Below are 24,276 nucleotides of genomic sequence, written 5' to 3'. Positions count from 1 at the left end.
CGAGGCGAGATGCGGTGGTTCCGGCTTCTGCTGGGTAGGAAAGAGGTCCAGCACGATCCGGGCCGACAGGACGCACTGCTCCAGGACGTCCGGACCCGGTTCGGCGCTCGGGTGCAGGTCCGGTTCTCCGACCAGGTCGACGGGATCACCCGCTTGCTGGACGGTGATGACGGCCTGTTCGTGGCGACCAGGATCATGCGTGAGTTCGCCGACGAGGCCAACACGGAGTTCCTCGCCCAGGCTTTCGACCTGTACCGGCGGACCGGCCGACGGCTCGTGGTCGACCGGCGGAACTACCGGCCGCTGTGGCGCACCGCCGGGCCGGAGCTGCGGTGGTCGTTGTTCGGGTTGCCGTGTGGCCTCCACCCGTACGTGCAGGTGGCGGCGGCCGTCACGGTTGTCGGCACCCGGGCGACCCGGCTCCTGCGGGTGACCGACCCGAACCCGCTGTTGACCCACGTGTTCGAGGTGCTCGACCTCACCGCCGCCGGCTGGGAGTACGGCCGGGTCCGGGTGGACACCGACGCCGCCTCCCTGGCCAATCGGCTGATCTCCAGCGCCCGACAGATCCGCGCGGTCATGGACAAGCCACCGCCGCTGCCGCCCCCGGCCCGGGAACTGATGCGACGCAACAACACCGTCGACGTCTACGACCCGACCGGTCAACAGGTGGTGGGCGCGATCAATCTGGGCGCGGAGATGAGACCCGCGCTCCTGGCCTGAGAACGCGCCGGCCGGGCGGGACGGCGACACCAGCGGTGATCAGGATGCGGCGCCGGGCGCGGAGCGCAGGAACTCGTCGCGGAGGATCGCGAAGTCGAGTTCCGTGCTCCACTCCCCCTTGAAGAGCTCGTTGTGCACGAGCCGGGCCTCCTGTCGCATTCCCAACCGTCGCGCGACCTTCGCCGAGGGTTCGTTGCGCTCGTCGATCCGCGCGACGACGCGGTGCAGGCCGAGCTGGTCGAACCCGAGCCGCAGCAGCCCGTGCGCCGCCTCGGTGGCGTAACCGTGTCCGCTGAAGTCGGGATGCACGACGTATCCGATCTCTCCGCCACGGTGCTCCCGGCTGTGCCAGAACAGGACCACGTCACCGACCAGTTGACCGGTCCCGGCGACCTCGATGCCGAGGGTCAGGGCCTGCCCCTCGTCCGTGAGCTCCGTGTTCGCCCACTGCGTGGCGAGCCGTTCCTTGATCACCTTCCGGGTCATCGGCTCGAAGGGGACGTAGCGGCAGACGTCTGGCCGACTCCGGTAGGCGAACAGGGCCTCGACGTCGTCGGTGCTGAGCGGACGCAGCAGCAACCGCTCGGTCCGGACCGGGTAGACAGGATGCAGGGCGGACCGCTGGAGAACTGACACGCCACCATCCTGCCAGGGGGTCAGACCTGACCCAGCTCGACGTACCGGGTCACGCCGTCGGCACGGGCGGCCAGCACCTCGACCATCAGGGCCCACTGCGGTTCCGACAGCCGCCACCGGGCCCGCTCGGGCGGAAGGAAGGCATACTCGGCGAGTTCCCCCGGATCCAGCACGATCGCCGCCCGTTGCTCCGGCGGGAGCACCCCGCCGTCGAAGACGAAGAAGAGCTTTCCGTCCGGACCGTCCGCCGTCCAGGCGACCACGAGCAGCGGACCGATCGACACGTCGAGGCCCAGTTCCTCCCGTACCTCTCTGACGCAGGCCGCCCGGGGTGTCTCGCCGGCGTCGACGCCGCCGCCCGGCAGATTCCAGTACTTCTTGTACGTCGGATCCACCAGCAGCACCCGGTCGTCGTCGTCGAAGAAGACCGCCCCGGACGACATCCGCGGCCGGGCCGGTGTGGCCTCACGCGTGGTCAAGGTCCCTGGCTTTCAGCCTCGCGAACGACCGGCTCACGTCGACGAGCCACTCCAGCTCGCTGTCCCGGACGCTCGGCGGCCGGGTCGGCGGCACCACGGCCGGCTCGTACCCTTCCTGCCGGTTCCGCAGGCCCTCGATGATCGACCTGGCCGCGTCGTCGGACGCCGCCGGTTCATCCGGCCCGGAGGAGGCAGCCGGGGCGGGCAGGTAGGGGCGCAGCGCCAGGTACCCGTCCCAGATCTCCACCATGCGCCGGTAGAGGCGGTAGTTCACGTCCCCCACGGCCGCGGAGTCGCCCTCGGCGGCGGAGTGCAGCGCGATTCCCGGGAACGCGTCGTGCAGCGCCGACCACAGCGGTTCGAGCGCGCGGTAGGCGCTGAGTTGGTCGACACGGGTCTTCGGGCCCCAGCCCGGCATCGTGAGCCCGGCGAAGAAGACGATCTGACCGAGGCTGGCGAACGGCTGGGCGATGTCGACGAGCGGCTCGACGCGCACATCGGCGCTGATCAGGATCAGATAGCCGCCCCGGCAGGCGCAGTATCCGAAGCTGAGCACCGCTCCGAGGGCGGTGAGCCGCAGACCCCGGCGCATCCACGGCATCCGCGCGGTCAGCCCGGCGAAGTGCCACGACCGGTACGCGATCGCGAGCAGCCCGGCACTCAGCGCCACCAGGAACATCACCAGGTACCAGAACAGCAGGGTCTCCCCGGCGTGGGTCTTCCAGAAGTGGATCGTGGACCGGTCGTGGATCGGCGCGACCGCGATGAGCGCCGACATGGTGGCGACGACGACGAGACCGACCGCCCAGTACACGCGGGCGCGGTGCCGGGCCTGCGGCGCGGGGTACTGCCAGAAGGCCAGCAGCTGCAGGACGCACACGCTGAACAGGACCATGAACGAGTGGATGAACAGTTTCGCCAGGTTGGGGACGCCCAGGGCTGCGTCGATCGGCTGGTAGACCGGCCCGACGGTGAGGGTGAACGCTACCGCCGAGAACCCGAACGCGGCGACCATGGCGCGCAGTGCCGAGTTCGTCCAGTCCTGGCGCAGGTGGTTCAGTTTGTAGGTGAAGGCGATCCAGCCTGCCAGCGCGCCGACTCCGTAGATCAGGTCATGCATCGGTACGGCCTCCTTCGTGGTTCGGGGCCAACAGGGCCTCCTTGAGCCGGAGGGTGAGCGCGTTGTCGCCGCCACGGTCCGCCGGTGTCCGGTCCACCCGGCTCAGCAGCAGGGATGCCAGGACCTCCGCTTCCCGCTCCTGCTCATCGGAATAGTGACTGCGGCCCAGCAGCGCACGCACGAGCCCGGGATCCAGGTCGGGGAAGAACTGACGGGAGTCGAGGCGCCGGTCGGCACCCAGAACGGAATGCCCACAGACGACGTGTGCCAGTTCGTGGGCGATGATGTGGTCCTGGTGCATCGGGGAGGTGTTCGCCTCGTACGCGATGAGGTCGACGTCGGGCAGCGAGAGCCAGATGCCGCACGGCCGGGCCTCGTGCAGCGGCATCATGAGCAGGCGGATCGGCCGGTTCCGTTGCTGCCCGATGTGGGCACAGAGCATCGTCATGCTGCCCGTGGCCGGCAGGTGCAGGGCGGCGAGGCGGGCCGCACAGCGCCGCCGGAGCCGCCTGAACCGCAAGGCGGCTTTCCATCGACGGGTAGGGAGGATCATCGCGGACTCCCCATCGCCGCACACGAGGCAGGAGATCTCTAAAGCGATGTAGCCGGCTCCCACGGGGGAAGGAGTCGGCTACATCGATTAGAAACCATAGGTCATAACGGCGCGGAGAGCAAAGCGGCTGGAGCAAATGGCCGATGACCGGCCAGCATCGGACACCCCCGTGCTGACGATGCTGGCCGGAGCCCTGTGGACAACTCTGCTGAACTCCGTCCACAGTAGCTAACGGGTGTTGCGTACACAATCCGATATAACTGCAAACTAAGCGTGGTGATACGGTGTCCGTCATGGCGGATGTTCATCTCAGCGAACGTCGGTGACAGCCGTGGCCGAGATGACGGACGGCACGCTGGCCAACCGGATTGATCATCTGTTCAAGGCGATACAGCCGAAGGGACGCGAGTTCAGCTACGAAGAGGTCGCCCGGGGTTGCGAGGCCCTGACCGTGGGCACCTTCTCCAAGACCTACGTCTGGCAACTGCGTACCGGGCAGCGCGACAACCCCACGAAGCGGCATCTGGAGGCGCTCGCCGCCTTCTTCGGCGTACCGGTCGCCTACTTCTTCGACGACCAGGTGGTCGACGACGTCAACTCCCAACTGGCTCTCGTCGCGGCGCTGCGTGACTCCGACGTCCGGGACATCGCGCTTCGCGCCCTGCACATGGACCATGCCACGCGCCAGTCGCTGGCCCGCATCGTCAACGAGATCAGCAGGATGCAGGGCGGTCATCCCGACACGACGGCCCCGGACGAGCAGGCCTGACCGGGCCGGGCGACCGCTACACCTGACTGCGCCGCCACTGCTGGTTGGTACCCGTGCCGCAGGTCCACTGCCCCAACTGGCCCCCGTCGGCCGAGGTGGCGTTGAGCACGTCGAGGCACCTGCCGCTGTGCCGGGCGACGAGCTGGACGTAGCCCGTACCGAGATCCTGGATCCGCCACTGCTGGTTGGTACCCGTACCACAGGTCCACTGGACGATCCGTACGCCGTCACCGGTGGCACCGGCTCCGCCGTACACGTCGAGGCACCTGCCGCTGTTGACGTTGACGACCTGGTGGTAGCCGCCACCGACGTCGCGGAACCGCCACCTCTGGTTCGCCTGCCCGTTGGCCGTCCACTGCACGACGTTGGCGCCGTCGGCGGCCGAGCCGTTGGAGACGTCGGCGAGCTTGCCGCTGTGCCGGGCGGTCAGGGTGTACGCCGAGGGCACCGGCACCGTGGACTGCGGAACGAGCCGGTAGAGCCCGGAGCCGTGGGCGGGCAGCGAGCGGGTGAGGACCCCGGTGGCGGTACCGAGGTCCGCCCCGGACCACAGGTCGGTGACGCCGGCCGAGCCGATACCGAGGTCCGCCAGCGTGACCGACACGTCGCTCGTCGCGGTGCCCCGGTTGAACAGGGCGACGTACCTGTGGTCGGTGCCCGGTACGTCCGCCGTCCACACCCGGTTGGTTCCGCCGTACAGTTCCCGGTTCGCGGTGCTGCCCTGGTCGACCGCGAGAACGGCCGGGTTGGTCATCAGAGCCAGCTCCGAGGCACGGTTCTCGACCAGGTTGCCGCCCCACATCAGCGGCGACCGGCTGATGGACCAGAGCGTCATCAGGGTGCGCTGTTCGTCCGCCGTGAGATTGGAGTACCGGGGCGAGCCGACCGGCCCCTGCTTCGACAGCCGCCCGATGGGGATCATGTCGGGGTCCGGCCACGCGCCGCTCGCCCGGTACGGCGTCCAGTCCCGCAGCTTGTCGAAGAGCGCGTCCACGCTGCCCCAGTTGTCCCACAGGTCGTTGACCACCCGCCACATGTGGGCGTTGGCCGCCACGTGGGTGCCGCTGCCCGTCGACGTCGGGCCCGGAGACAGGCTGAGGACCATCGGACGGCCGCTGCGTTCGATGGCCAGCCGGTACCCCTCGACCTCCGCCTGCCGGTACGTCGGCGCCGCGATGTCGTCGACCTTCACGTAGTCCACTCCCCAGCTCGCGTAGAGCTGGAACAGCGAGTCCAGGTACGCCTGAGCCCCGGGATGGCCCATGTTCAGGCCCCACATGAGATTCAGCCAGGCTGCGGTGGTGGTGTTGTTGATCTGGTTGGCCCGATAGCCCGTGCCGAGGACGGCTGTGTTGTCGGCGACCGCCTGGCGCGGGATCCCCCGCATCAGGTGGATACCGAACTTCAGACCGGCGGCGTGGATGTAGTCGGCCAGGGGCTTGAAGCCGTTCGTGCCGGTCGCGGACGGGAAGCGGGTGGTGTCCGGCAGCATCCGCCCGTTGGCGTCCAGCCGCAGCCGTGGCTGGAGGTTGGCGTCCTGGTTGGGGCTGCCCGTGCCGCTGCCCGGGTAGTACCAGGCCCAGTCGACGACGATGTACTGCCAACCGTGCTGCCGCAGGTTGGTGCTCATGTAGTCGGCGTTGGCCTTCACCTGCGCCTCGGTGACGTTCCAGTTGTACGAGTCGTAGCTGTTCCAGCCCATCGGCGGAGTCGTCGCCACGCCGTCGGGCAGCGCGCCGGCCGCCGACTCCGTCTGCATGGGCACCTCTCCCAGCGTCGCCAGCAACACCCCGAGCACCAGTGCCGCGCCTGCGGACCGCCGGATGTGAGGACCCATCGGTTCGCCCTTCCTGGACGTCGATCCGGACTCGGCGACGGGAACCCGCCACAGCGAGTGTTAGCGCTCACATCATGGCTTGTCAATAGTTGACCGACGGTCGGTGGCGGAGCCACCAGCGGACAGCGACGGCGATCGCACCGACGATCCAGCCGACGGAACCCGCTCACCACCGATAAGATCCCAGGTCGACCCGGGGGGTCGAGGTATTTGGCACCACGCCAGGTCACGACGGCGTCGGCAGGGCGGCCGGTCGCGATACGGTCACGAAGGCACGATGCCAAACGGTGTTGCCGAGGAAAGGTGGACGGTCAGGATGACCGAAGAAGCAACCGCGCCGCGGACGGGCGCTCAGATCGGGGTGACCGGGCTGGCGGTCATGGGCCGGAACCTGGCCCGGAACCTGGCCCGGCACGGGTTCACCGTGGCCCTGCACAACCGCTCGCCCGAGCGCACCCGGCGGCTGGTCGCCGAGCACGGCGACGAGGGCACCTTCGTGCCCAGCGAGTCGCTGGCCGACTTCGTCAACTCGCTGGAGCGGCCCCGCGCGGTCATCGTGATGGTCAAGGCGGGCGGACCGACGGACGCGGTGATCGACGAACTGGTGCCGCTGCTGGACGCCGGCGACATCGTGGTCGACTGCGGCAACGCCCACTTCGACGACACCCGCCGCCGCGAGGTGGCACTGCGCGAGCAGGGCCTGCACTTCGTCGGCACCGGTGTCTCCGGCGGCGAGGAGGGTGCGCTGCTCGGGCCGAGCATCATGCCGGGCGGCTCGACCGAGTCGTACGCCAAGCTGGGACCGATGTTCGAGTCGATCGCCGCGCAGGTCGACGGGGTGCCGTGCTGCGTGCACGTCGGCCCCGACGGTGCCGGGCACTTCGTGAAGATGGTGCACAACGGCATCGAGTACGCCGACATGCAACTCATCGCCGAGGCCTACGACCTGCTGCGGTCCGGTCTGTCCGCCAGCCCGGCCGAGATCGCCGAGATCTTCCGCACCTGGAACTCGGGCGAACTGGAGTCGTTCCTGATCGAGATCACCGCCGACGTGCTGGCCCACACCGACGCCACCGGTCAGCCGTTCGTCGACGTGGTGCTGGACCGGGCCGAGCAGAAGGGCACCGGCCGATGGACGGTGCAGAGCGCGCTCGACCTGGGTATCCCGATCACCGGTATCGCCGAGGCCACCTTCGCCAGGTCGCTGTCCGGACACGCCGACCAACGGACCGCCGCCGCCCGGGCCTTCCCCGACACCCCCGGCTGGCAGGTGGCGGACCGGGACGTGTTCGTCGAGGACGTCCGCAAGGCCCTCCTCGCCTCGAAGATCGTCGCCTACGCGCAGGGCTTCGACCATGTCCAGGCCGGCAGCCAGGAGTACGGCTGGCAGATCGACCGGGGTGCGGTGGCCAGCATCTGGCGTGGCGGCTGCATCATCCGGGCCCGCTTCCTCGACCGGATCCGCGAGGCGTACGACGACCAGCCGGACCTGCCGACACTGCTGGTGGCGCCGTACTTCGCCAAGGCGATCGGTGACGGCGTACCGAGCTGGCGGAGAGTGGTGGCCGACGCCGCCCGGGCCGGGGTGCCCACTCCGGCGTTCTCCTCGTCGCTGGCCTACTTCGACGCGCTGCGCCGGGACCGACTGCCCGCCGCGCTGATCCAGGGCCTGCGGGACAACTTCGGGGCGCACACCTACCAGCGGGTCGACCGGCCGGGATCCTTCCACACCCTGTGGGCCGGCGACCGCTCCGAACTCGCCGGCTGACGGCGTCCGGCGTACCTGGTGGCTCGCCGCCAGGTACGCCGGAGCACGACGCCGTCAGGCGCCGAAACGCCGGACATGACCGTCCGATGTGGCCGATGGCAGCACTCTCCCGTTCCGTGTCCGCAACGCATCCCACCGCTCGGTCCAAAGTGGTCAGATGGACACTCGTCAATTGATCGCGGTGATCCGGGCGCTCTAGGATGGCGACGCAGCTGAACTGGGAGCGCTCCCGAGGTGGTGTCGCTCCCGCCGACAACGGATCAACACGGGGAGCATGTCCATGCACGTCGGCAGAGCCGTATTCACTGCGGCGGTAACACTCACACTGACCATCGGCGGCGGCGGTGCCGCCTGGGCGAGTCCCGGTGCCACGCACCGTGGCACGCTGGCCATCGCTCCGGCCTCGTTGCCGGACGGTTGGACGCTGAAGAAGGCGGCGTCCGGGTTCGAACTCACCTGGCACCCGGAGCAACTGGTACGGACCGGCGACGCGGCGGTCGAGTTCTACGCCGGAGATCGGCTGCTCGGCCGGCCAGGAGCGGCACAGGACCAGCGCAGTTTCCACCTGGCCATCGACGACGTCACCGCGCAGAACCTGACCGATCTCCAGGTGCGTGCCAGCGGGCGACGCCTCGACGTCGCGGTGGACCCGACGATCCCCCGCGCGAACACGGCACCGTCCACGGTCTCGGCCCAACTGCCGCCGGGCCCGGTCGACCCGGGAGTGACCGGTCCCTACTCGACGATCTCCGGCGAGTACACGCTGGCCGACGTGACGCTGCCAGGCTTCGCGGTGCCGGTGGAGATGCGGGGCTACGTCGTGGCACCGCAGGGTACGTCCGGCCAGCGCCCACTGGTGCTGATCCTGCACGGCCGGCACCCCACCTGCTACCAGGGTACGGCCGAGCCGACCACGGTCTGGCCCTGCCCCAGCGGCTGGAACGCGCTGCCCAGCCACCGTGGGTACGAACGGATCCAGCGACTGCTCGCCTCACAGGGGTACGTGACCGTCTCCATCTCCGCGAACGGCGTCAACGCCCAGGACGGTGCCGGCCTGCCGCCGCAGGACGCCGGTGCGCAGGCCCGGTCGTCCCTGGTCCGGTTGCATCTGGGCCGCTGGGCGGACTGGGCCGACACGGGCCGCTCCACCGCACCCGAGGTGGTCCGGAACGCCCCGGTGCCGAACATGTCCAACGTCCTGCTGGTCGGTCACTCCCGAGGTGGCGAGGGCGTCAGCCGGGCCGCCGTCGACAGCGTCAACCGGCCACCCGCCGCTGCGGACGGGTACCCGGGAACGGTCCGCTGGCAGATCCGGGGGCTGGCGCTGATCGGCCCGTCGATCTACAGTCACAACCCCGCTCCCGACGTACCGTCGGTGACCATCCTGCCGAGCTGCGACGGTGACCTGTCCGACCTGGAAGGCGAGCTGTACCTGGACGCGACCCGTGGCGTCGGCCGAGGGTTCGCCCTGCACAGCGCCGCCTACGTTCTCGGCGCCAACCACAACTACTTCAACACCGAGTGGACCCCCGGTCTGTCCGCGGCGAAGTCCTGGGACGACTACCCCAGCCCGCACGACCCGGTCTGCCGGTCGGTTTCGGCCACCCGGCTGACCCCCGACCAGCAACAGAACGTCGGCGCCACCTACGTGGCGGCGGCCGCCGCCACGTTCGTGGCCGCCAACGACCAGGTACGCCCGCTGCTGGACGGATCGGGCTTCCGGGCACCCTCCACGGACCCGGCCACGGTGGTCAGCCACGCGGTGGGCGGCAACCGGACCCGGCTGCTGGTGCCCGACGCCTCGACCGTGGTGAACGGCACGAACGGCCAGCTCTGCGAGCAGGTCGGCACCGTGGGCTCGCCCACCGCCTGCGACAACCCGAATTCGCCGCACTTCGCCAGGTTCGACCCGGTCAGCCCCGAGGCGGGCCGGTACGCCGTCCTGGTGACCTGGGCGACGCCCGGCTCACCGGTCAGTCTCCGGCCCCCGGCAGCGGTTTCGCTCTCCAGTGCGCAGTCGGTGGCCATGCGGGTCGTCGTCCCGCCCGGCTCGCCGGGCACCCAGTTCGACGTCGCGATCACGGACTCCGCAGGTCGCCGGGCCACGCTCGGCACGACCACCCTCGACCCCTGGCCCGCTCCGACGCAGACCTCGTCCGAATGGGGCCAGGAGGTGCGGATGCCGCTGACCAACGCCAGCGCGGCCGGGCTGAACCTCAGCCAGGTGGCGACACTTGAGGTGGTGCCGCGAGCCGGCGAGACGTGGGCCAGGATCTGGCTGATCGACGCCTGGGGCTGGCGAACCGGCACCCCGTCCCCGCAGCCGGTGTCGCGGCCCCGTCTGGACCTGGGCGAACGGACGGTCCAGGAGGGCAATTCCGGGACCGTCACCTATCAGGTGCCGACCCAGGTCTCCGGCAGCGGTACCGGCCAGGTACGGGTGTTCGTCGTGGATCCCGTCACCGGATCCACGACGGCCAGCGTCGTGACCGTGTCGTCCGGCAGTAGCAGCATCTCCGTCCCGATCTCGGTGACCGGCAACACGCAGCCCGGAGACGGCCGCACGTACCTCGTGGCGGTCAAGTCCGTTCAAGGGGTGGTCGTGGGCGACGCCTACGGCAAGTTGACGGTCCAGGACGACGACGCCTGACCTGATCCACCCGACCGCCCGACGATGGGGGCGTTCCTCGCAACCGAGGGACGCCCCCATCGGGGTACCGGGATCCGGGCAGCCGATCGCCGCGGCCGCCGCCGTCAGAAGCTCGCGGGCTTGCGACCGACGCCGACGAGATTGTCCAGCGGACGCGGTGGACCGGACGGGTCGGGGTCGGCTCGCCACCGGGTGACGTCCACCAGGCCGGGCTCGACCAGTTCCAGACCGTCGAAGTAGCTGGCGATCTCCTGCGGGCTGCGCATCGCGTACGGCGGGTTGGCCGACTCGTTCCAGATCCTCATCACGTCGTTGAGTTCCTGGTTGGTGTTGGTGCCGTCGACGACCACGAGATAACTACCGACGGCCAGGGAGTCCAGCAGCCGTCGTACGATCGCCCGGGCCTCGTCGACGGTGGACAGGTGGGCCAGGATCCCGGAGAGCATCAGCGCGACCGGCTGGCTGAGGTCGAGCGTTCGCCCCGCCTCTCGCAGGATCGTCCCGGTGTCGCGGAGGTCGGCGTCGACGTAGTCCGTGGCGCCCTCGGGGCCACTGGTCAGCAGGGCCCGGGCGTGCACGAGCACGAGCGGGTCGTAGTCGACGTAGACGATGCGGGACGTCGGGGCCACCGCCTGGGCCACCTCGTGCGTGTTGTTGGTGGTGGGCAGCCCGGTGCCGACGTCCAGGAACTGCGTGACGCCGGCCTCGCCGGCCAGGTACCGCACTGCCCGGTTCAGCACGGCGCGGTCGGCGCGGGCAATGTCGACAATGATCGGATAGGCCGCCGCGATCTCGTCGCCGAGGGCACGGTCGACGGCGTAGTTGTCCTTGCCACCGAGCCAGTAGTTCCAGACCCGGGCCGTCTGCGGAACGGTGGTGTCGATCCTCGGCCCGGATGTCCGCTCCGCAGTGGACAGGTCGGTCTCCTCCGTCACGCGCGATACCCCTCGATCAGTCGCCGTCCAATGACGCGCCAAGGGTACATCCGGTCAACGGGTCGCCCCGTCGAGGTCGCGGATGATCCGGTCCAGAATCTGGACGGTGTTCTCCAGCGGGGCGGCCTCGACGAACAGGCGGTTCACCGCCTCGAAGTAGCACTCGACGTCCTCGCGCTTGTCCAGATACAACGCGCTGGTCAACTGCTCGATGTAGACCAGATCGGAGAGGTCCTGCTGGGGAAAGCGCAGAATGGTGAAGGAGCCACCGGCGGCGGCGTGTCCACCGGCGACGAGCGGAACCACCTGGAGCCGCACGTTGGGCATCTTCGTCACGGTGCAGATCAGCGCCTCGAGCTGGTCACGCATCACCTGCGGGCCACCGACCGGGCGCCGCAGCGCGGCCTCGTCCACCACCGCCCACAGCTTCGGCGGATCGGGGCGGGTGAGCACCTGTTGCCGCTCCATCCGCAGCGCCACCCGCCGCGCGACCTCGTCCTCCCGCGCCGCACCGTGACCGAGACGCACGACCGCCCGCGCGTACGCCTCGGTCTGCAGCAGCCCGGGGACGAACTGGACCTCGTAGCTCCGGATCAGCGTCGCCGTCGCTTCCAGACCCAGGTAGCGTTGAAACCAGTTCGGCGTGACATCGCTGTACGGATGCCACCAACCCGGTGCGTTGGCCTCCCGGACCCGCGCCAGCAGCGCCGCTCGTTCCCCCTCGTCGTGTACGCCGTAGAGGGACAGCAGATCCAGGATGTCGCGCTCCTTGAACCCGACCCGGCCCAGCTCCATCCGGCTTATCTTCGACTCCGAGGCGCGAATCGGCTCACCCGCCTCCGCCCTGGTCAGTCCCCGCTCCTCGCGCAACCGCCGCAGCTGCGCACCCAACACCGTCCGCACGGCCGTGGGACCGTCCTGCTGTGGTAGTGCACTCACCCTGCACCTCCGGGTTCTGCCCGACGCCTAGCATGCCATCGGGTCCCAGTCATAGTCACCATTCGGCGAGACTTCGGCTGGTACCGGCCGCTCCGGTGGAGTATGGACGGTCGAACGGGCGATGCGGCAACCCGGATCCGCGCGGGTGTCGTGGGGTCAGTCGGCGCGGCCGCGGGCGGGAGGCCGGGGTGGCACCGGCGTGGAGACGATGAACGAGCTGGTGGTCTGCCCGTACAGCAGGAACTGGTCAAGGACGTCCTCCAGCGCCTCGATTGTCGGCACGTGCACCTTGAGCAGGAAGCAGTCCTCACCGGAGATCCGGTGGCACTCACTGACCTCGGGCACCTGGCAGGCGAGCTTGGCGATCCGGGGCAGTTGCCCCGGACCGGGCCGGATCCGTACCCACGCGGCGACCGGGAGCCCGATGGCCGCCGGATCGATGTCGAGGCGGTAGCCACGGATCACGCCGGCCTGCTCCAGCCGGGCCACCCGCTCCCGGACCGCGGGCGCGGACATGCCGACGCGGCGGGCCAGTTCCGACGCGGTCAGCCGGGGATCGTCGGTGAGAATGCCGATGAGTCGTCGATTGACCTCGTTCAGCAACGACTTTCCATCTGGAACGCCCTTCGGCGGTCTTGCCGACCTGGATGGCGACATCAGCGACCCTGACCTTCGTTTCGACATGGACCTTGGCTTACATACCTTCAACCATAGTGAGGTGGCCGAGACCGATTCGACGGCGGCGCGGACTGCCCCCGGAACCGGTGGGGTCGTCGAGCGCGTACCGCCGCACGCGTACTTCGTCGTCAGCGCGGTCTTCCATTACCTGGGCCCGGCGTTCGCGGTGCTGCTGTTCGCCCGGGTCGACGTCCTCGGGGTGGCCTGGCTTCGCATCGCCTCCGCAGCGATGATCTTCGCGCTGTGGCTCCGGCCGTGGCGGACCTGGCGACGCCTCGACCCTCCGACGCGCCGGCTGCTGCTCGGCTGGGCCGCCACGCTCGCCCTCATGAACTGCTGCTTCTATCTGGCGATCGACCGGCTGCCGCTCGGCACGGTCGCCGCCGTCGAGTTCGTACCGGTGATTGCCCTGGCGGCGATCGGCGTACGCACCGGACGCAACGCCGCCGCCCTCGCCATCGCCGTCGGCGGCGTGTACCTGCTGACCGACGCCCGGCTCGCCGCCGAACCACTCGGAATCGCCCTCGCGGTGGCGAACGCCGGGCTGTTCAGCGTGTACCTCGTCGTCGGTCACCGGATCGCGCAGAGCCCCGCCGTGCGGGGTATCGACGGCCTGGCACTGTCGATGCTGATCGCGGCGGTCATCGCACTGCCGATCGGCATCACCGGTGCCGTGCCGGCGTTCACGGATCCGGTCGCCCTGGCCGCCGGGATCGGCGTCGGGCTCTCCTCCTCGGTCGTCCCGTACGTCTGCGACCAGCTCGCCATGGCCCGGCTCACCCGTCACGGCTACGCCCTGCTGGTGTCGCTGCTGCCCGCGACCGCCACGCTCGTCGGGGTGGTCGTCCTCACCCAGATTCCCGCCACCGCCGAACTGGTCGGCATCGTCCTCGTCGTCTGCGGAGTCGCCCTGCACCAGGAGCGGCGCGCCCCGGCGAGGGCCGCCTGACCGGGCCGGCACCGAACGAAGGGCACCACAGTGGAGTACCGCCGCCTGGGCACGTCCGGCCTGAAGGTCTCGCGGATCGGACTCGGCATGATGAGCTACGGCGACCCGGCCGCCCTGTCCTGGAGCCTGACCGAGGAGGCGGCCGAGCCGATCGTCCGGCGTGCGGTGGAGGACGGCGTGACGTTCTTCGACACCGCTGACATGTACTCGGACGGCGCCAGTGAGGAGATCACCGGACGGCTGCTCCGGCGGCTGTTCCCCCGGCGCGGGGACTACGTGCTGGCTACCAAGGTCTACTACCCGATGGGCGAGGGTCCGAACGACCGAGGGCTGTCCCGTGCGCACATCATGGACTCCGTCGACGCCTCGCTGCGGCGGCTGGGCACCGACCACATCGACCTGTACCAGATCCACCGGTGGGACGCCGACACTCCGATCGAGGAGACGATGGCGGCGCTGCACGACGTCGTACGGGCCGGAAAGGTGCGGTACCTCGGCGCCTCCCTGATGTACGCGTGGCAGTTCGCGAAGGCCCAGTACGCCGCACAGGCGGTCGGCGGCACCCGCTTCGTGTCCATGCAGACCCGCTACAACCTCGTCTACCGGGAGGAGGAGCGGGAGATGCTGCCGCTCTGCCTGGACCAGGGGGTGGGCGTCCTTCCGTACAGCCCGCTGGCCCGGGGGCTGCTCGCCCGCGCGGCCGACCGGAACGAACCGGGCCGGACGCCTCGCGCGATCGAGGAGAAGGGGACCCGGTCGAGGGTTGTCGACAACGACCACGATGTCGTCGACGCGGTGCGGGCGGTCGCCGCCGAGCGGGCCGTGCCGCCCGCGCGGATCGCCCTGGCCTGGCTGCTCGGAAAGGCGGCGGTGACCGCCCCGATCATCGGAGCGACCCGACCGGATCATCTCGACGACGCGGTGGCCGCCGTCGGCCTCTCCCTGGACGAGGAGGAGCGGGCGAGGCTGGAGACGCCGTACCTGCCGCACGTCCGGTACGGCTAGGCGGGCGGGTGGCCCGGTCGGTGATCCGGAGTTGACCGTATCGGCCTGGACAAGCCCCCGCACACTTCGTCTCCGCCTCCGCCTCCGCCTCCGGGTCCGGGTTTGGGTCCGGGTCCGGGTCCGGGTCCGGATTTGGGTCCGGGTCCGGGTCCGGATTTGGCCGGGAGCCGGCGACGGATCTGGAGAAAGATCTGTTATCGCGCGTTGCGTAGCTTGAGAACGTATGTCGCGGTGAGTGCGACGGCTCGGTCTTCGTCCTGTGACAGGTCCGCGAGGGCACGTGAGGTCGTGATCCCCGGGATGTCCGCGAGCGCCTGGGTCAGCCGTTGACGTACAGACGATTCGACGGTGCCGTGGGCGAGGCGGTCGACAAGCCCGTTGGCGATCTGATCCGCCAACTCGGGGTCATCCGCCAGCGTACTCAGCGCATCGGCCGCATCGGCGTCGTTCGCCCCATCGACGATCATGTCGAGAAGCGTCGGGACCGCGTCGGCCACACCGCGTGCCCCGAGCGCCAGAGCCGCATACCTGCGGACCACGATGTCGGGACTCGTGAGGACATCCTGCAGCACTGCCGTCGCGTTCCCGGTCGGGATCTCGGCGATTGACTGGACGGCCCGTTTCCGCACCTCGGCCGCTGGTGAGCCGAGGCCCTCCGCCAGCAGCGCCAATCCCCCGTCGCCCGATTGCGCCAGAGCCCATCGAAGGGCTCCGGCGACGTTCGGGTCCGACTCGCTCAGCGCCGCCTCGACCAGTGCTTCCACCGGCACCGGAGCCTCGGCGACGTGGGTCAGGGCCGCACGCTGGCGCTTCCCCGCGCTCTCCGACCCCAACGCCTGCAGGAGTGCGACGACCTGGAGGACGTCCTCCCAGTCGGAGGGTTCTGCGGCACCGATCCGTCGGAGTCGCGTGAGCAGCCGCGTCTGACCGGCAATGCGTTCCCGCGTCTGGCGGACGAGCTCGTCGACGAGCCCCATGGGCGTGAAATCGGGATCGTCCAGCGCGCGCCCGACCTCACGCAGCGACAGCCCCAACGACCGCAGGCTCTCGACATGGAAGATCCGCCGGATGTCATCGCCGGTGTACTCGCGATAGCCGACCTCGGTACGACCCGTCGGCCGCACCAGGCCCAGCGAGTCGTAATGTCTGAGCATTCGGGCGCTGACCCCGGACCGGCGTGCCACATCACCGATCAACACTGCCCGTCACCCCTCCTCGCCCGTCCCGCCGAGGGCCACGATGCGCTTCGCCTGCTCGACGGCCAACTCGAATCCGGAATCCGGGTCGCGCAACAGCCGTTCCGTGGCGATCGCATGCGCCCGCACCCGGGGATCGGGGTCCGTCATCGCGGCGCGCAGGATCGGCATGATCACGTTCCCGAGCGCGGTCAGCGCCCTGCTGAGGCTCAGCTGCGTCTCACGCCCGCCACGGCCGAGCTGTGTCGACAACACTGCGGCCAACTCGGGCTCCTCACCTTCTGGCACGAGTACGACCGCCGCCCGCCAGGCGCTCCGCGCCACCTCGTCGTCGGCGTCGGTCAGCAGCGCCCGGGTGATCGCCGGCCACGCGCACCGATCCCCGATCTTGGACAGCGTGTGCAACGCCTGGCTTCGTGCCTGCGCTCGCGCCGAACGGAGTTCGTCGACGAGTTTCGGGACCGTCATCGACGATGGATGGCGGGTGAGTGCCCAGGTGAGCATCTCGCGCACGTAGAACTCGGGCTCGACCGCGCATCGTTCGATGATCTTGTCGATGAACCGTGGGTCGGGGACCGTGCCGACCGCCAGCGCCGCCCGTAGCCGCACCGTCGAACTGCTGTTCTCCAGCCCCTGGACAGCTCGCGCCATATCCGTGTCCGTGTCCGTGTCCGTGTCCGTGTCCGGCATGGTCATCGGAACCACCTCCCTGACACAGTGAAGACCTTGTCACTGTGTCAGGGTCAAGCGGGCAACGCGCCGGGACGGCTGGAAACCCTCTGCCCATGGGCCTCGGCCGAGGTCCGGAGGATCGGATCGGGTCCTACTCGACGTAGCGGCGCAGCGCGGTCCGGATCTGCGCCTGGGTCGGCACACTGACCTGCTGCTCGTCGGGATCCCGCCGGCCGTAGAGCAGGATCAGGCAGTCGGCGTCGGTGCCGTCGATCCGGGTCCGCCCGATGATCTTCGCGGTACGCGCCTCGCGGATGACCAGCGTGTACCGCCCGAGCACCATGTCCTGGACGACCCTCTTGCCGTCGCCGAAGTAGCTGCACTCCTTGAGCACGCGGCCCTTCCGCAACTGGACGCAGGCGACGATCTGGATCTTGGCCGGGTTGTCCGAGTACCAACGCGCCGGTCCCTGGACGAAGTTCTCGTCGACGTGGATCGGGTGCGGCGCGCGTCCGCCGTACCGCGCGGCTCCGGTGAAGCCCTGGCCACGGCACACGTCCGAATACCCGTAGATGGTCTCCGGCAGCACGGGTGGCGGCGGGACGGATGGCGACGGGAGGGGCGACGGTGTCGGGCTCGGCCGGATAGGCGAACGCGTCGGCACCGCCGGCGGCGTAGGCCTCGCGGCGACCGGACGGATCTCGTCGTCCGGTCGGTCGACCGCCGCGAACGCGGCGCCGGGAAGCAGTGCGAGCACCACGAGCCCCGCGAGGGAGGCGAGGTGGCGGCGACGGCGGTCCCGGACGCGTCCGGCGGGCGTGACGGCGTCGGGGGCGAAGATCGCGGTGCCCGGGCCACCGAATTCCGCCGGAGGTCGCAGTGCGGCGATCAACCCGGTCGCTGCCGCAGCCTCCGGCACCTGCCCGCTGAACCAGGCCCGCGCCTCGCCGGCCCGACCGAGAACGATCCGCTCCCCGGCCACCAGGCGGACCGACTCGATCTGCTCCCACGGCAGGCGGTCACCGTCCGCCACCCGCTCCACCGCGTCGACCGTCACCGCGAGTGGGCCGAACTCCACCCGCTCGCCGGCCCGTGCCGCAGCCAGGTGGCGCGCCACGACGACCGGCCCGACGCCCTGGTCGACCGCCTCGACCAGGTCGACCAGCGGCGCCAATCCGTCGAGGACGACCCGGACGGGTTCGACCGCCCCGACCGGGTGCACGCTGATCGCCCGGCAGCCGTCCGGACCGATCCGCACCGGGCCGCCCACCGACTCCCAGCGGACCGCCAGTGGCGGACCGCCGTCGACCACGTCGACGAACCCCCGCTCGTACACCACCAGCCAACGGCGCCCGCCGTCCGGCGGCAGGAGGCCCGCGTACGCCGCGGCACCGAGCGCCGCCACGGGAACGAGCACGACACCGATCGCCGGCACCCCCACCAGGAAGGACAGCACCGCAAGTACGACCGCGGCCCCGACCGCGATCCAGACCGCCGGAAACGGGTCGGCACGCCAGGCCCGGTAGGTGGCGACCCGCGGACCGAGATCCTGACCGGCCGCCGCGACGGCGACGGTCCCAGGAGGACGGAGCAACATGGACACCCCCGGTCGGGATCGTCGACGACCCGCGCCGCCGTACGACCGATTGTCACCGGCTCCGTCGGCGACCCGTGGTGGTCGTTCGTCGGTTCGTCGACACCGGGCGCTGGTTGCCCGACCGGGCGGCGGCGCACGGGCGACTCGGCGTCGCTGGCACTCGTCCCGGCCCGCCGGTGCGCGAGCCGCCTCCCCGCCCTGCTCAAACTGAGCACCGACCGCTCGTAACCCCTGGTCAGAGGCGTGCCAGACTGTTCCGATCGGCTGGGGTGGGTGATGGGGAGTGGCTCGGGATGATCGAAATCCGTAGCTTTGCGGAGACTGACCGTGCCGAGCTGCGCAAGTTGTTCGGCCGGGCGGGCGAGGGCTCTCCGTCCTCGTCCATGTGGGGGCACGAGGAATCGGAAGCGGCCATGTACCTGGACCCGTACATGGGCCAGGAGCCAGACTCGTTGTTCGTCGCCGTGCTGCGTGGCGATGTCGTCGGCTACCTGGCAGGCTGTCTGGACAGCTCCACCTTCCCCACCGAGAGAGAGCGGATGGAGAGGGCGATCACGAAGTACCGGCTGCTTTTCCGGCCCAGGCCGGCAGCCTTTCTCGCCCGTGGAATGGTCGACATGGCGGCGGCGGCAATCCGGCGGAAGCCCGCCGCGGGGGCCTTCGACGACGCCCGTTGGCCGGCCCATCTGCACATCAACGTGGCGCCCGTGGCCCGGGGAACCGGCGCCGCCGACGGCCTGATGGCGCGATGGCGCGATCGCCTCGTCCAGGCCGGCTCACCCGGGTGTCACCTGCAGACCCTGGCCGAGAACACGCGTGCGGTGCGATTCTTCGAACGCGTCGGCTTCGCCAGGCACGGGCCGACCGCTCTGGTCCCCGGTGCCAGACAGGGCGGCCGGCCCCTCCACCAGCAGACGATGGTCTGGCGGCCCTGACCGCCGCCGTTCGACGTGGGCCACCGGACAGATCGGTGCGCTCGACGGACGCCGCGCACCACGTGCCGGTCAAGGTACAGCTTTGGTCCTGTCGGCCATGCTTCAGCCTTCCTCCAGGGGTGTGCATCAGCCTCTAGCGCACGAGCCCGTTCAGTGGGACCGGGCCCGCAGTTGGAGGTTGTCTGCGAATGGATTACCACTGGTGAACAGCAGACTGTTGAAGGCGCCACTACTCTGCGCAACGGTCGCGCTGACCGCGATCACCCTGATGGGCACATCACCGGCACTCGGCGCACAAGCCGCAAAACAGCCGGATCTGCCGCCGGCACTCGCTCCGATGAGCGTGATGTACGAGACGGCCGCCTGCGATCCCGGCGGCCCCACCGCAACAGACGCGGCGCTGGCTACCCGACTCAATTCGCAGCTGCAGTCCGATATGCGGGGCTACATGACCGCGTACCGCGTCTCCTGTGCGCGGGAGGTGATCGAGGCGGTACGGGCCCGAAACCTGGCCGCTCGCGCCGGTGTCATCGCGATCGCCACCGTGATCGTCGAAACCCACCTGCAGAACATCAGCGAGATGGTCGATCACACCAGTCTCGGGTTGTTCCAACAGCAGGACTGGTGGGGTACGCGGGCTCAGCGGCTGAACCCGACCTACGCCACGAACGCCTTCCTCAACGCCATGGAGGATGAGTACCCGAACGGCTCCTGGGCCACCGCCCCGATCGGCGAGGTCTGCCAGGCGGTGCAAGGGTCGGCCTTCCCCAGCAGGTACCAGGTCCAGGCGTCGGACGCGCAGATCATCGTCAACGCACTCTGGAATGCGGCGGGTCCCCGGCTGGAGGACATCCCGGTCTCCGGTGACTGGAACAAGGACGGCATCGACACCATCGGCGTCTTCCGCCCCAGCACCTCCACCTGGTACCTCCGCAACACCAACAGCGGAGACGCCACCATCATCTTCAAGTTCGGCCACGGCCCATCCGGCGACATCCCCGTCGTCGGCGACTGGAACAAGGACAACATCGACACCGTCGGCGTCTTCCGCCCCAGCGAATCCACCTTCTACCTCACCGACGGCACCACCAGCCTCGACCACCAGTTCATCTTCGGCCACGGCCCATCCGGCGACATCCCCGTCGCCGGCGACTGGAACAAGGACAACATCGACACCGTCGGCGTCTTCCGCCCCGGCAACTCCACCTTCTACCTCACCGACGGCACCACCAGCCTCGACCACCAGTTCATCTTCGGCCACGGCCCATCCGGCGACATCCCCGTCGCCGGCGACTGGAACAAGGACTACATCGACACCGTCGGCGTCTTCCGCCCCGGCAACTCCACCTGGTACCTCACCGACGGCACCACCAGCCTCGACTACCAGTTCATCTACGGCCACGGCCCATCCGGCGACATCCCCGTACCAGGCGACTGGAACAAGGACGACATCGACACCCCCGGCGTCCGCCGACCAGGCAACAACACCGTCTACCTACGCAACGCCAACAGCGCCGGCGGCGTCGACGAACAATTCATCTACGGCATCTGACCACACATTTCCGCACCGGCGGCGGGGCCTGGGAACGTTCCGGGTCCCGCCGCCGTCCGGGCCCATACCCGGACGGCCTCACGGGACCATGACCAGTTGCCCGATCCGCACCTCGAGGGCATCGCACTCGCGCATCCGGTCAGGTAGATGCGTCGTCCGCAGCAGGTCACGGACGGCCCGGCAGTGCTGTGCGGCCGTATCCGTCTCGCCCAGCCAGATCGCCGCCTTGGCCTGCACGATGAGAGCGTCAACGTGCAGGGCCCGATACGTGTTGCGGGTGGCGATCTGGAGCGCGTCCATCGCCGTACGGTAGGCATCCCCGGCGACGCCGCCCGACAGTATGGCCTCGGCGAGACCGATACCCGCCTGGCACTCGAAGTACTGGAAGCCGTTGTCCCGGCTGATCGACAGGCTCTCGGTGAACCGCGCGCGGGCGTCGATGACGGCACGGCTTCCCAGCAGCGCGTACCCCAGCGTGTTGAGGATGGCCGCCTCGGCGCGCAGGTTGCGTTGTTGCCGGGCGAGCCGCAGCGCCTCGGTCGCGTTGTTCACCGCGGACACCCACTCGTTGCGCTGGCGGTCGAGCTGGCTCAGCTCATCGAGTACGGACAGCTCACGCAAGGTGGACCCGGTACGACGATGGTGCTCGAGGGCGGCGTCGAAGTGGGCGCGGGCGGTCTCGAAGTCCTCCAGTTGTCGGAGGATCATTGCCATGTTGTGTCGGTTCGCGATGGCCGAGGGGTGGCGCGCCGACTTCTCGTTCAATCGCTGCGCCGCCTGCAGATGACCCACTGCCTCGGAGAGCTGTCCCCGCTCGTGGCACATCGTGGCCAGGTCGTTCAACGTCACCGCCCGGATGTGGTCGAATTCGGGGCCCGTCCCGAGGTCGAGCGCCCGCCGGTAGAGTTCCTGTGCTTCGTCGAGATGGCCCAGCTCGGCCTGCACGAGACCGAGGTTGTGTGACAGATATGCCTCGCCGACGAGCCAGCCGCTGTTCTGCGCGGCCGCGATGCCCCGGCGGTAGGCATGGGCCGCGAGGTGATGCTTTCCCGCCGCCCAGTGCGCCTGGCCGATGGTCTGATGCATGGCTGCCTCGGCGCGGACGTCGCCGGCAGCCTCCGCGGCGGCCAGCCCTGCCGACCCGCTCGCGAGCCAGGCGACCACGTCTCCCGAGGTGAAGAAGTAGCCGCGGAGCTGGTCCGCCAACTGCCAGGATCGCGCGCGGTGCCCGTCGACCGGGGCCGCCTCGATCGCGGCAACGAGGTTTCCGGCCTCCGCGTTCAGCCAGGCCATCGCGGCGTCGAGATCCGGGAACTGGGCCTCGGTCAGGTCGACGTCGATCGGCAGCCGCACCATGTCGGCGTAGACCAGGGTCATCGCGGACGCTGTCCAAGCCAGGTACCACGCGTAGAGTCGACCCAACGCCGCGATGCGGTCATGGGGTGTCTGCTGGAGTTCACCAGCTCGAACCGCATAGAGACGCAGCAGGTCGTGGTAACGGTAGTGGTCCACTTTCCCGGGCTGGAGCATGTTCTCCGCGGCGAGGTGGTCCAGCGCCGGGCGGACCAGCCGCTGATCGCTGCCGAGCAGCGCGGCGACCGCGGCGACCGAGAAGCTTCCTCCCGGGATCAGCGCGGCGGTCCGAAAGACCTCGGCCGCCAGCGGCGGCAGGTCGCGGCAGCTGATCGCGAAGCTGCTCGTTATGGTGCTGTCGCCAAGGCTCAGCTGTTCGAGCCGGGACCGCTCGTCGGTGAGCCGCCGCAGGACGTCGGCAATCATGCCTCCTCCGCGGCCGGTCAGCCGGCCGGCCATGAGCCGCACCGCGATCGGCAACCGGCCACACGCGTCGACGAGAGCCTCGGCCTCCTTCCGCTCCGCGTGCACCCGGGCTGCCCCCAGCTTGACTTCGAGCAGCTCCAACGCCTCGTCCGGCTCGAACACCGGCAGGAGCGTCGTGATCGCGTCGTCCAGCTCCTCGCACTGGTTGCGGCTGGTGACCAGGACTGCGCTGCGGCCAGGACCCGGCAGGAGCAGGCGGATCTGGGCGGCGTTGTACGCGTTGTCGAGCACGATCAGGATCCGCCGGTTGGAGAGCACGCTGCGGTAGAGTCCGGCGGCCTCGTCCTCGTCGGCGGGGATGGCGCGGACCTCGACACCGAGGGCTCTCAACAGTCGGGCGAGCGCGTAGGCGACGGTGACCGGCCGGTCATCGTTGCCCCTCAGGTCGATGTAGAGCTGGCCGTCCGGAAAGTCCCGGCGCACCCCCCAGGCCGCCTTGAGCGCGAGGCTGGTCTTGCCGACACCGGCCATGCCGGAGACCACGCAGACGGCTGTCGCACCGGCACGCGGGTAGCGCAGCGCCCGCTCCAGCCGATGCAGTTCGTTGACACGGCCGCAGAAGTCCGATGGTGGCGCCGGTGCCTGCCGCGGCGTGACGTCGCCGGTGCTGCCCACCCCTGTGCCGCCACGTCGATCGACCTGCCCGTTGAGGACGGCCTGCCGGGCCTCGATCAACTCGGCACCGGGGTCGATACCCAGCTCCTCGGCGAGCCGTTGACGGATGCTGTCGAAGGCCGCGATCGCGGCAGCCTGCTGCCCCGCTGCGGCGAGCGCGACCACCAAGCGCGCGTGCAGCGACTCATGCCACAGGTGCCGCCCCGCCAACCGCCGCAGGAGCGGAAGGACCTGTCGTAGCTGGTGCACCACCTCCCCGAGGCGCGCCAGCCGGACGGCGATCTCCACGCGCTCCTCGGCGAGCGCCGTGATCAGTGGATCACCGCAGAGTTCCGGCACGTCCTCAGCGGCGTCATCGCTGCGCCACATGTTCAACGCGTCGAGGAGCAGATCGAAGGCGCGCTGCGGTGGAAGGGTCGACGAACCCGCCTCGGCCAGGCGGGACCGGTACCCGAACAGATCGAGTTGATCGCCGTCGACCTGGAGCTGATAGCCGCCCGACACCAGCGTCACAATCGGCGGCCGGTTCTGCTGCAGCTTCGGTTCCAACAGCCGACGGAGCCGGCTCACGTGTGTCTGCACCACATTGGCGGCCGACGGCGGCGGGCAGTCCTCCCAGAGCAGATGGATCAGCTCGTCCCGGCTGACGGGTCGGCCCGGAGTCAGCGCGAGGCGCGCCAACACGATGCGGTGCCGTCCGGCGTTGAGGTTGACGGGCTGACCTGCCCGAGTGACCAGCAGCGGCCCCAGAATCGAGATCTGTGCCGGCCCCGCCGCGTCGACGCGCTCCCGCCGCGGCGGCCGCGCCAGCTGCTTCATGCGCTTGCGG

20 protein-coding genes are annotated in these 24,276 nt (G+C 69.8%); 8 read left to right on the top strand and 12 right to left on the bottom strand.

The window, feature by feature from the left end:
• Window positions 1–9 precede the first annotated feature (9 nt).
• On the top strand, window positions 10–723 hold the full coding sequence (locus I0C86_RS30150; protein WP_196204699.1) for a hypothetical protein: 714 nt from the start codon (window positions 10–12) through the stop codon (window positions 721–723).
• 39 nt (window positions 724–762) lie between these two features.
• Here I0C86_RS30150 and I0C86_RS30145 read toward each other — a convergent pair whose 3' ends face one another.
• The 4 genes from I0C86_RS30145 to I0C86_RS30130 are packed head-to-tail and all read right to left on the bottom strand — an operon-like array spanning window position 763 to window position 3,478.
• Entirely contained in the window at window positions 763–1,359 is a 597-nt protein-coding gene (locus I0C86_RS30145; RefSeq protein ID WP_323373934.1) for a GNAT family N-acetyltransferase, read from the bottom strand.
• 20 nt (window positions 1,360–1,379) lie between these two features.
• A complete protein-coding gene (locus I0C86_RS30140) occupies window positions 1,380–1,838 on the bottom strand; it encodes an NUDIX hydrolase (RefSeq protein ID WP_323373933.1) in 459 nt (152 codons plus the stop codon).
• Entirely contained in the window at window positions 1,825–2,958 is a 1,134-nt protein-coding gene (locus I0C86_RS30135) for an MAB_1171c family putative transporter (protein ID WP_196204698.1), read from the bottom strand. Before I0C86_RS30135 ends, I0C86_RS30140 begins: the two co-directional genes overlap by 14 nt.
• A complete protein-coding gene (locus tag I0C86_RS30130; protein ID WP_196204697.1) occupies window positions 2,951–3,478 on the bottom strand; it encodes a M48 family metalloprotease in 528 nt (175 codons plus the stop codon). Before I0C86_RS30130 ends, I0C86_RS30135 begins: the two co-directional genes overlap by 8 nt.
• A gap of 355 nt (window positions 3,479–3,833) precedes the next feature.
• On the opposite strand from I0C86_RS30130, the gene I0C86_RS30125 reads away from it, so the two are divergent.
• Window positions 3,834–4,280 (top strand): helix-turn-helix domain-containing protein, encoded by a 447-nt coding sequence (locus tag I0C86_RS30125; RefSeq protein ID WP_230395019.1) that lies wholly within the window; start codon window positions 3,834–3,836, stop codon window positions 4,278–4,280.
• A 16-nt stretch (window positions 4,281–4,296) separates the two neighbouring features.
• On the opposite strand, the gene I0C86_RS30120 is transcribed toward I0C86_RS30125, so the two are convergent.
• A complete protein-coding gene (locus I0C86_RS30120) occupies window positions 4,297–6,117 on the bottom strand; it encodes an RICIN domain-containing protein (RefSeq protein WP_196204696.1) in 1,821 nt (606 codons plus the stop codon).
• Between the two features lie 316 nt (window positions 6,118–6,433).
• Here I0C86_RS30120 and gndA point away from each other — a divergent pair, with 316 nt between their 5' ends.
• Both gndA and I0C86_RS30110 read left to right on the top strand, forming a co-directional pair.
• Window positions 6,434–7,885: an NADP-dependent phosphogluconate dehydrogenase gene (gene gndA, locus I0C86_RS30115; protein ID WP_196204695.1), complete on the top strand. Its 1,452-nt coding sequence runs from the start codon at window positions 6,434–6,436 to the stop codon at window positions 7,883–7,885.
• A 280-nt stretch (window positions 7,886–8,165) separates the two neighbouring features.
• Entirely contained in the window at window positions 8,166–10,535 is a 2,370-nt protein-coding gene (locus tag I0C86_RS30110) for an alpha/beta hydrolase (RefSeq protein ID WP_196204694.1), read from the top strand.
• A gap of 104 nt (window positions 10,536–10,639) precedes the next feature.
• Here I0C86_RS30110 and I0C86_RS30105 read toward each other — a convergent pair whose 3' ends face one another.
• The 3 genes from I0C86_RS30105 to I0C86_RS30095 form a co-directional block, all read right to left on the bottom strand.
• Window positions 10,640–11,452, bottom strand: coding sequence for an SAM-dependent methyltransferase (locus I0C86_RS30105; protein WP_230395037.1), 813 nt, complete (start codon window positions 11,450–11,452; stop codon window positions 10,640–10,642).
• Window positions 11,453–11,524: 72 nt separating this feature from the next.
• Window positions 11,525–12,409 (bottom strand): helix-turn-helix domain-containing protein, encoded by an 885-nt coding sequence (locus I0C86_RS30100; protein WP_196204692.1) that lies wholly within the window; start codon window positions 12,407–12,409, stop codon window positions 11,525–11,527.
• A gap of 156 nt (window positions 12,410–12,565) precedes the next feature.
• Complete coding sequence (locus I0C86_RS30095) at window positions 12,566–13,066, bottom strand: Lrp/AsnC family transcriptional regulator (protein ID WP_196204691.1); 501 nt, start codon at window positions 13,064–13,066, stop codon at window positions 12,566–12,568.
• A gap of 61 nt (window positions 13,067–13,127) precedes the next feature.
• Between I0C86_RS30095 and I0C86_RS30090 the strand changes: the two genes are divergently transcribed.
• Together I0C86_RS30090 and I0C86_RS30085 are read left to right on the top strand one after the other, a co-directional pair.
• Window positions 13,128–14,036, top strand: coding sequence for an EamA family transporter (locus I0C86_RS30090; RefSeq protein WP_196204690.1), 909 nt, complete (start codon window positions 13,128–13,130; stop codon window positions 14,034–14,036).
• 87 nt (window positions 14,037–14,123) lie between these two features.
• Window positions 14,124–15,041 carry an aldo/keto reductase gene (locus I0C86_RS30085; protein WP_230395035.1) on the top strand — a complete coding sequence of 306 codons (918 nt, stop codon included), beginning with the start codon at window positions 14,124–14,126 and terminating at the stop codon, window positions 15,039–15,041.
• A 194-nt stretch (window positions 15,042–15,235) separates the two neighbouring features.
• Here I0C86_RS30085 and I0C86_RS30080 read toward each other — a convergent pair whose 3' ends face one another.
• The 3 genes from I0C86_RS30080 to I0C86_RS30070 form a co-directional block, all read right to left on the bottom strand.
• Window positions 15,236–16,240: a HEAT repeat domain-containing protein gene (locus tag I0C86_RS30080; RefSeq protein WP_196204688.1), complete on the bottom strand. Its 1,005-nt coding sequence runs from the start codon at window positions 16,238–16,240 to the stop codon at window positions 15,236–15,238.
• A gap of 6 nt (window positions 16,241–16,246) precedes the next feature.
• Window positions 16,247–16,927 carry a HEAT repeat domain-containing protein gene (locus I0C86_RS30075; RefSeq protein ID WP_407676369.1) on the bottom strand — a complete coding sequence of 227 codons (681 nt, stop codon included), beginning with the start codon at window positions 16,925–16,927 and terminating at the stop codon, window positions 16,247–16,249.
• Window positions 16,928–17,060: 133 nt separating this feature from the next.
• Entirely contained in the window at window positions 17,061–18,506 is a 1,446-nt protein-coding gene (locus I0C86_RS30070) for a hypothetical protein (RefSeq protein WP_196204686.1), read from the bottom strand.
• A 293-nt stretch (window positions 18,507–18,799) separates the two neighbouring features.
• Between I0C86_RS30070 and I0C86_RS30065 the strand changes: the two genes are divergently transcribed.
• Window positions 18,800–19,441, top strand: coding sequence for a GNAT family N-acetyltransferase (locus I0C86_RS30065; protein WP_196204685.1), 642 nt, complete (start codon window positions 18,800–18,802; stop codon window positions 19,439–19,441).
• A 202-nt stretch (window positions 19,442–19,643) separates the two neighbouring features.
• On the top strand, window positions 19,644–20,993 hold the full coding sequence (locus tag I0C86_RS30060; RefSeq protein ID WP_196204684.1) for a hypothetical protein: 1,350 nt from the start codon (window positions 19,644–19,646) through the stop codon (window positions 20,991–20,993).
• 78 nt (window positions 20,994–21,071) lie between these two features.
• Here the strand turns inward: I0C86_RS30060 and I0C86_RS30055 are convergent, their stop codons facing one another.
• The gene (locus tag I0C86_RS30055) at window positions 21,072–24,266 is read right to left on the bottom strand and encodes an AfsR/SARP family transcriptional regulator (RefSeq protein WP_230395018.1); all 3,195 of its coding nucleotides are present in this window, start codon (window positions 24,264–24,266) and stop codon (window positions 21,072–21,074) included.
• Window positions 24,267–24,276 lie beyond the last annotated feature (10 nt).

It is taken from the genome of Plantactinospora alkalitolerans (assembly GCF_015690345.1).
In the GTDB taxonomy this organism is placed as follows: domain Bacteria; phylum Actinomycetota; class Actinomycetes; order Mycobacteriales; family Micromonosporaceae; genus Plantactinospora; species Plantactinospora alkalitolerans.
Note: the sequence above shows the minus strand (reverse complement) of the source record. Positions and strands in the feature narration are given on the sequence as shown.

Bases quoted from the DNA above. Each gene is read 5' to 3' on its own strand.
- I0C86_RS30110 (WP_196204694.1), top strand. From the start codon at position 8,166: ATGCACGTCGGCAGAGCCGTATTCACTGCGGCGGTAACACTCACACTG.
- I0C86_RS30070 (WP_196204686.1), bottom strand. From the start codon at position 18,506: ATGTTGCTCCGTCCTCCTGGGACCGTCGCCGTCGCGGCGGCCGGTCAG.
- I0C86_RS30065 (WP_196204685.1), top strand. From the start codon at position 18,800: ATGATCGAAATCCGTAGCTTTGCGGAGACTGACCGTGCCGAGCTGCGC.
- I0C86_RS30120 (WP_196204696.1), bottom strand. From the start codon at position 6,117: ATGGGTCCTCACATCCGGCGGTCCGCAGGCGCGGCACTGGTGCTCGGG.
- I0C86_RS30150 (WP_196204699.1), top strand. From the start codon at position 10: ATGCGGTGGTTCCGGCTTCTGCTGGGTAGGAAAGAGGTCCAGCACGAT.
- I0C86_RS30075 (WP_407676369.1), bottom strand. From the start codon at position 16,927: ATGCCGGACACGGACACGGACACGGACACGGACACGGATATGGCGCGA.
- gndA (WP_196204695.1), top strand. From the start codon at position 6,434: ATGACCGAAGAAGCAACCGCGCCGCGGACGGGCGCTCAGATCGGGGTG.
- I0C86_RS30095 (WP_196204691.1), bottom strand. From the start codon at position 13,066: ATGTCGCCATCCAGGTCGGCAAGACCGCCGAAGGGCGTTCCAGATGGA.
- I0C86_RS30085 (WP_230395035.1), top strand. From the start codon at position 14,124: ATGATGAGCTACGGCGACCCGGCCGCCCTGTCCTGGAGCCTGACCGAG.
- I0C86_RS30135 (WP_196204698.1), bottom strand. From the start codon at position 2,958: ATGCATGACCTGATCTACGGAGTCGGCGCGCTGGCAGGCTGGATCGCC.
- I0C86_RS30055 (WP_230395018.1), bottom strand. From the start codon at position 24,266: ATGAAGCAGCTGGCGCGGCCGCCGCGGCGGGAGCGCGTCGACGCGGCG.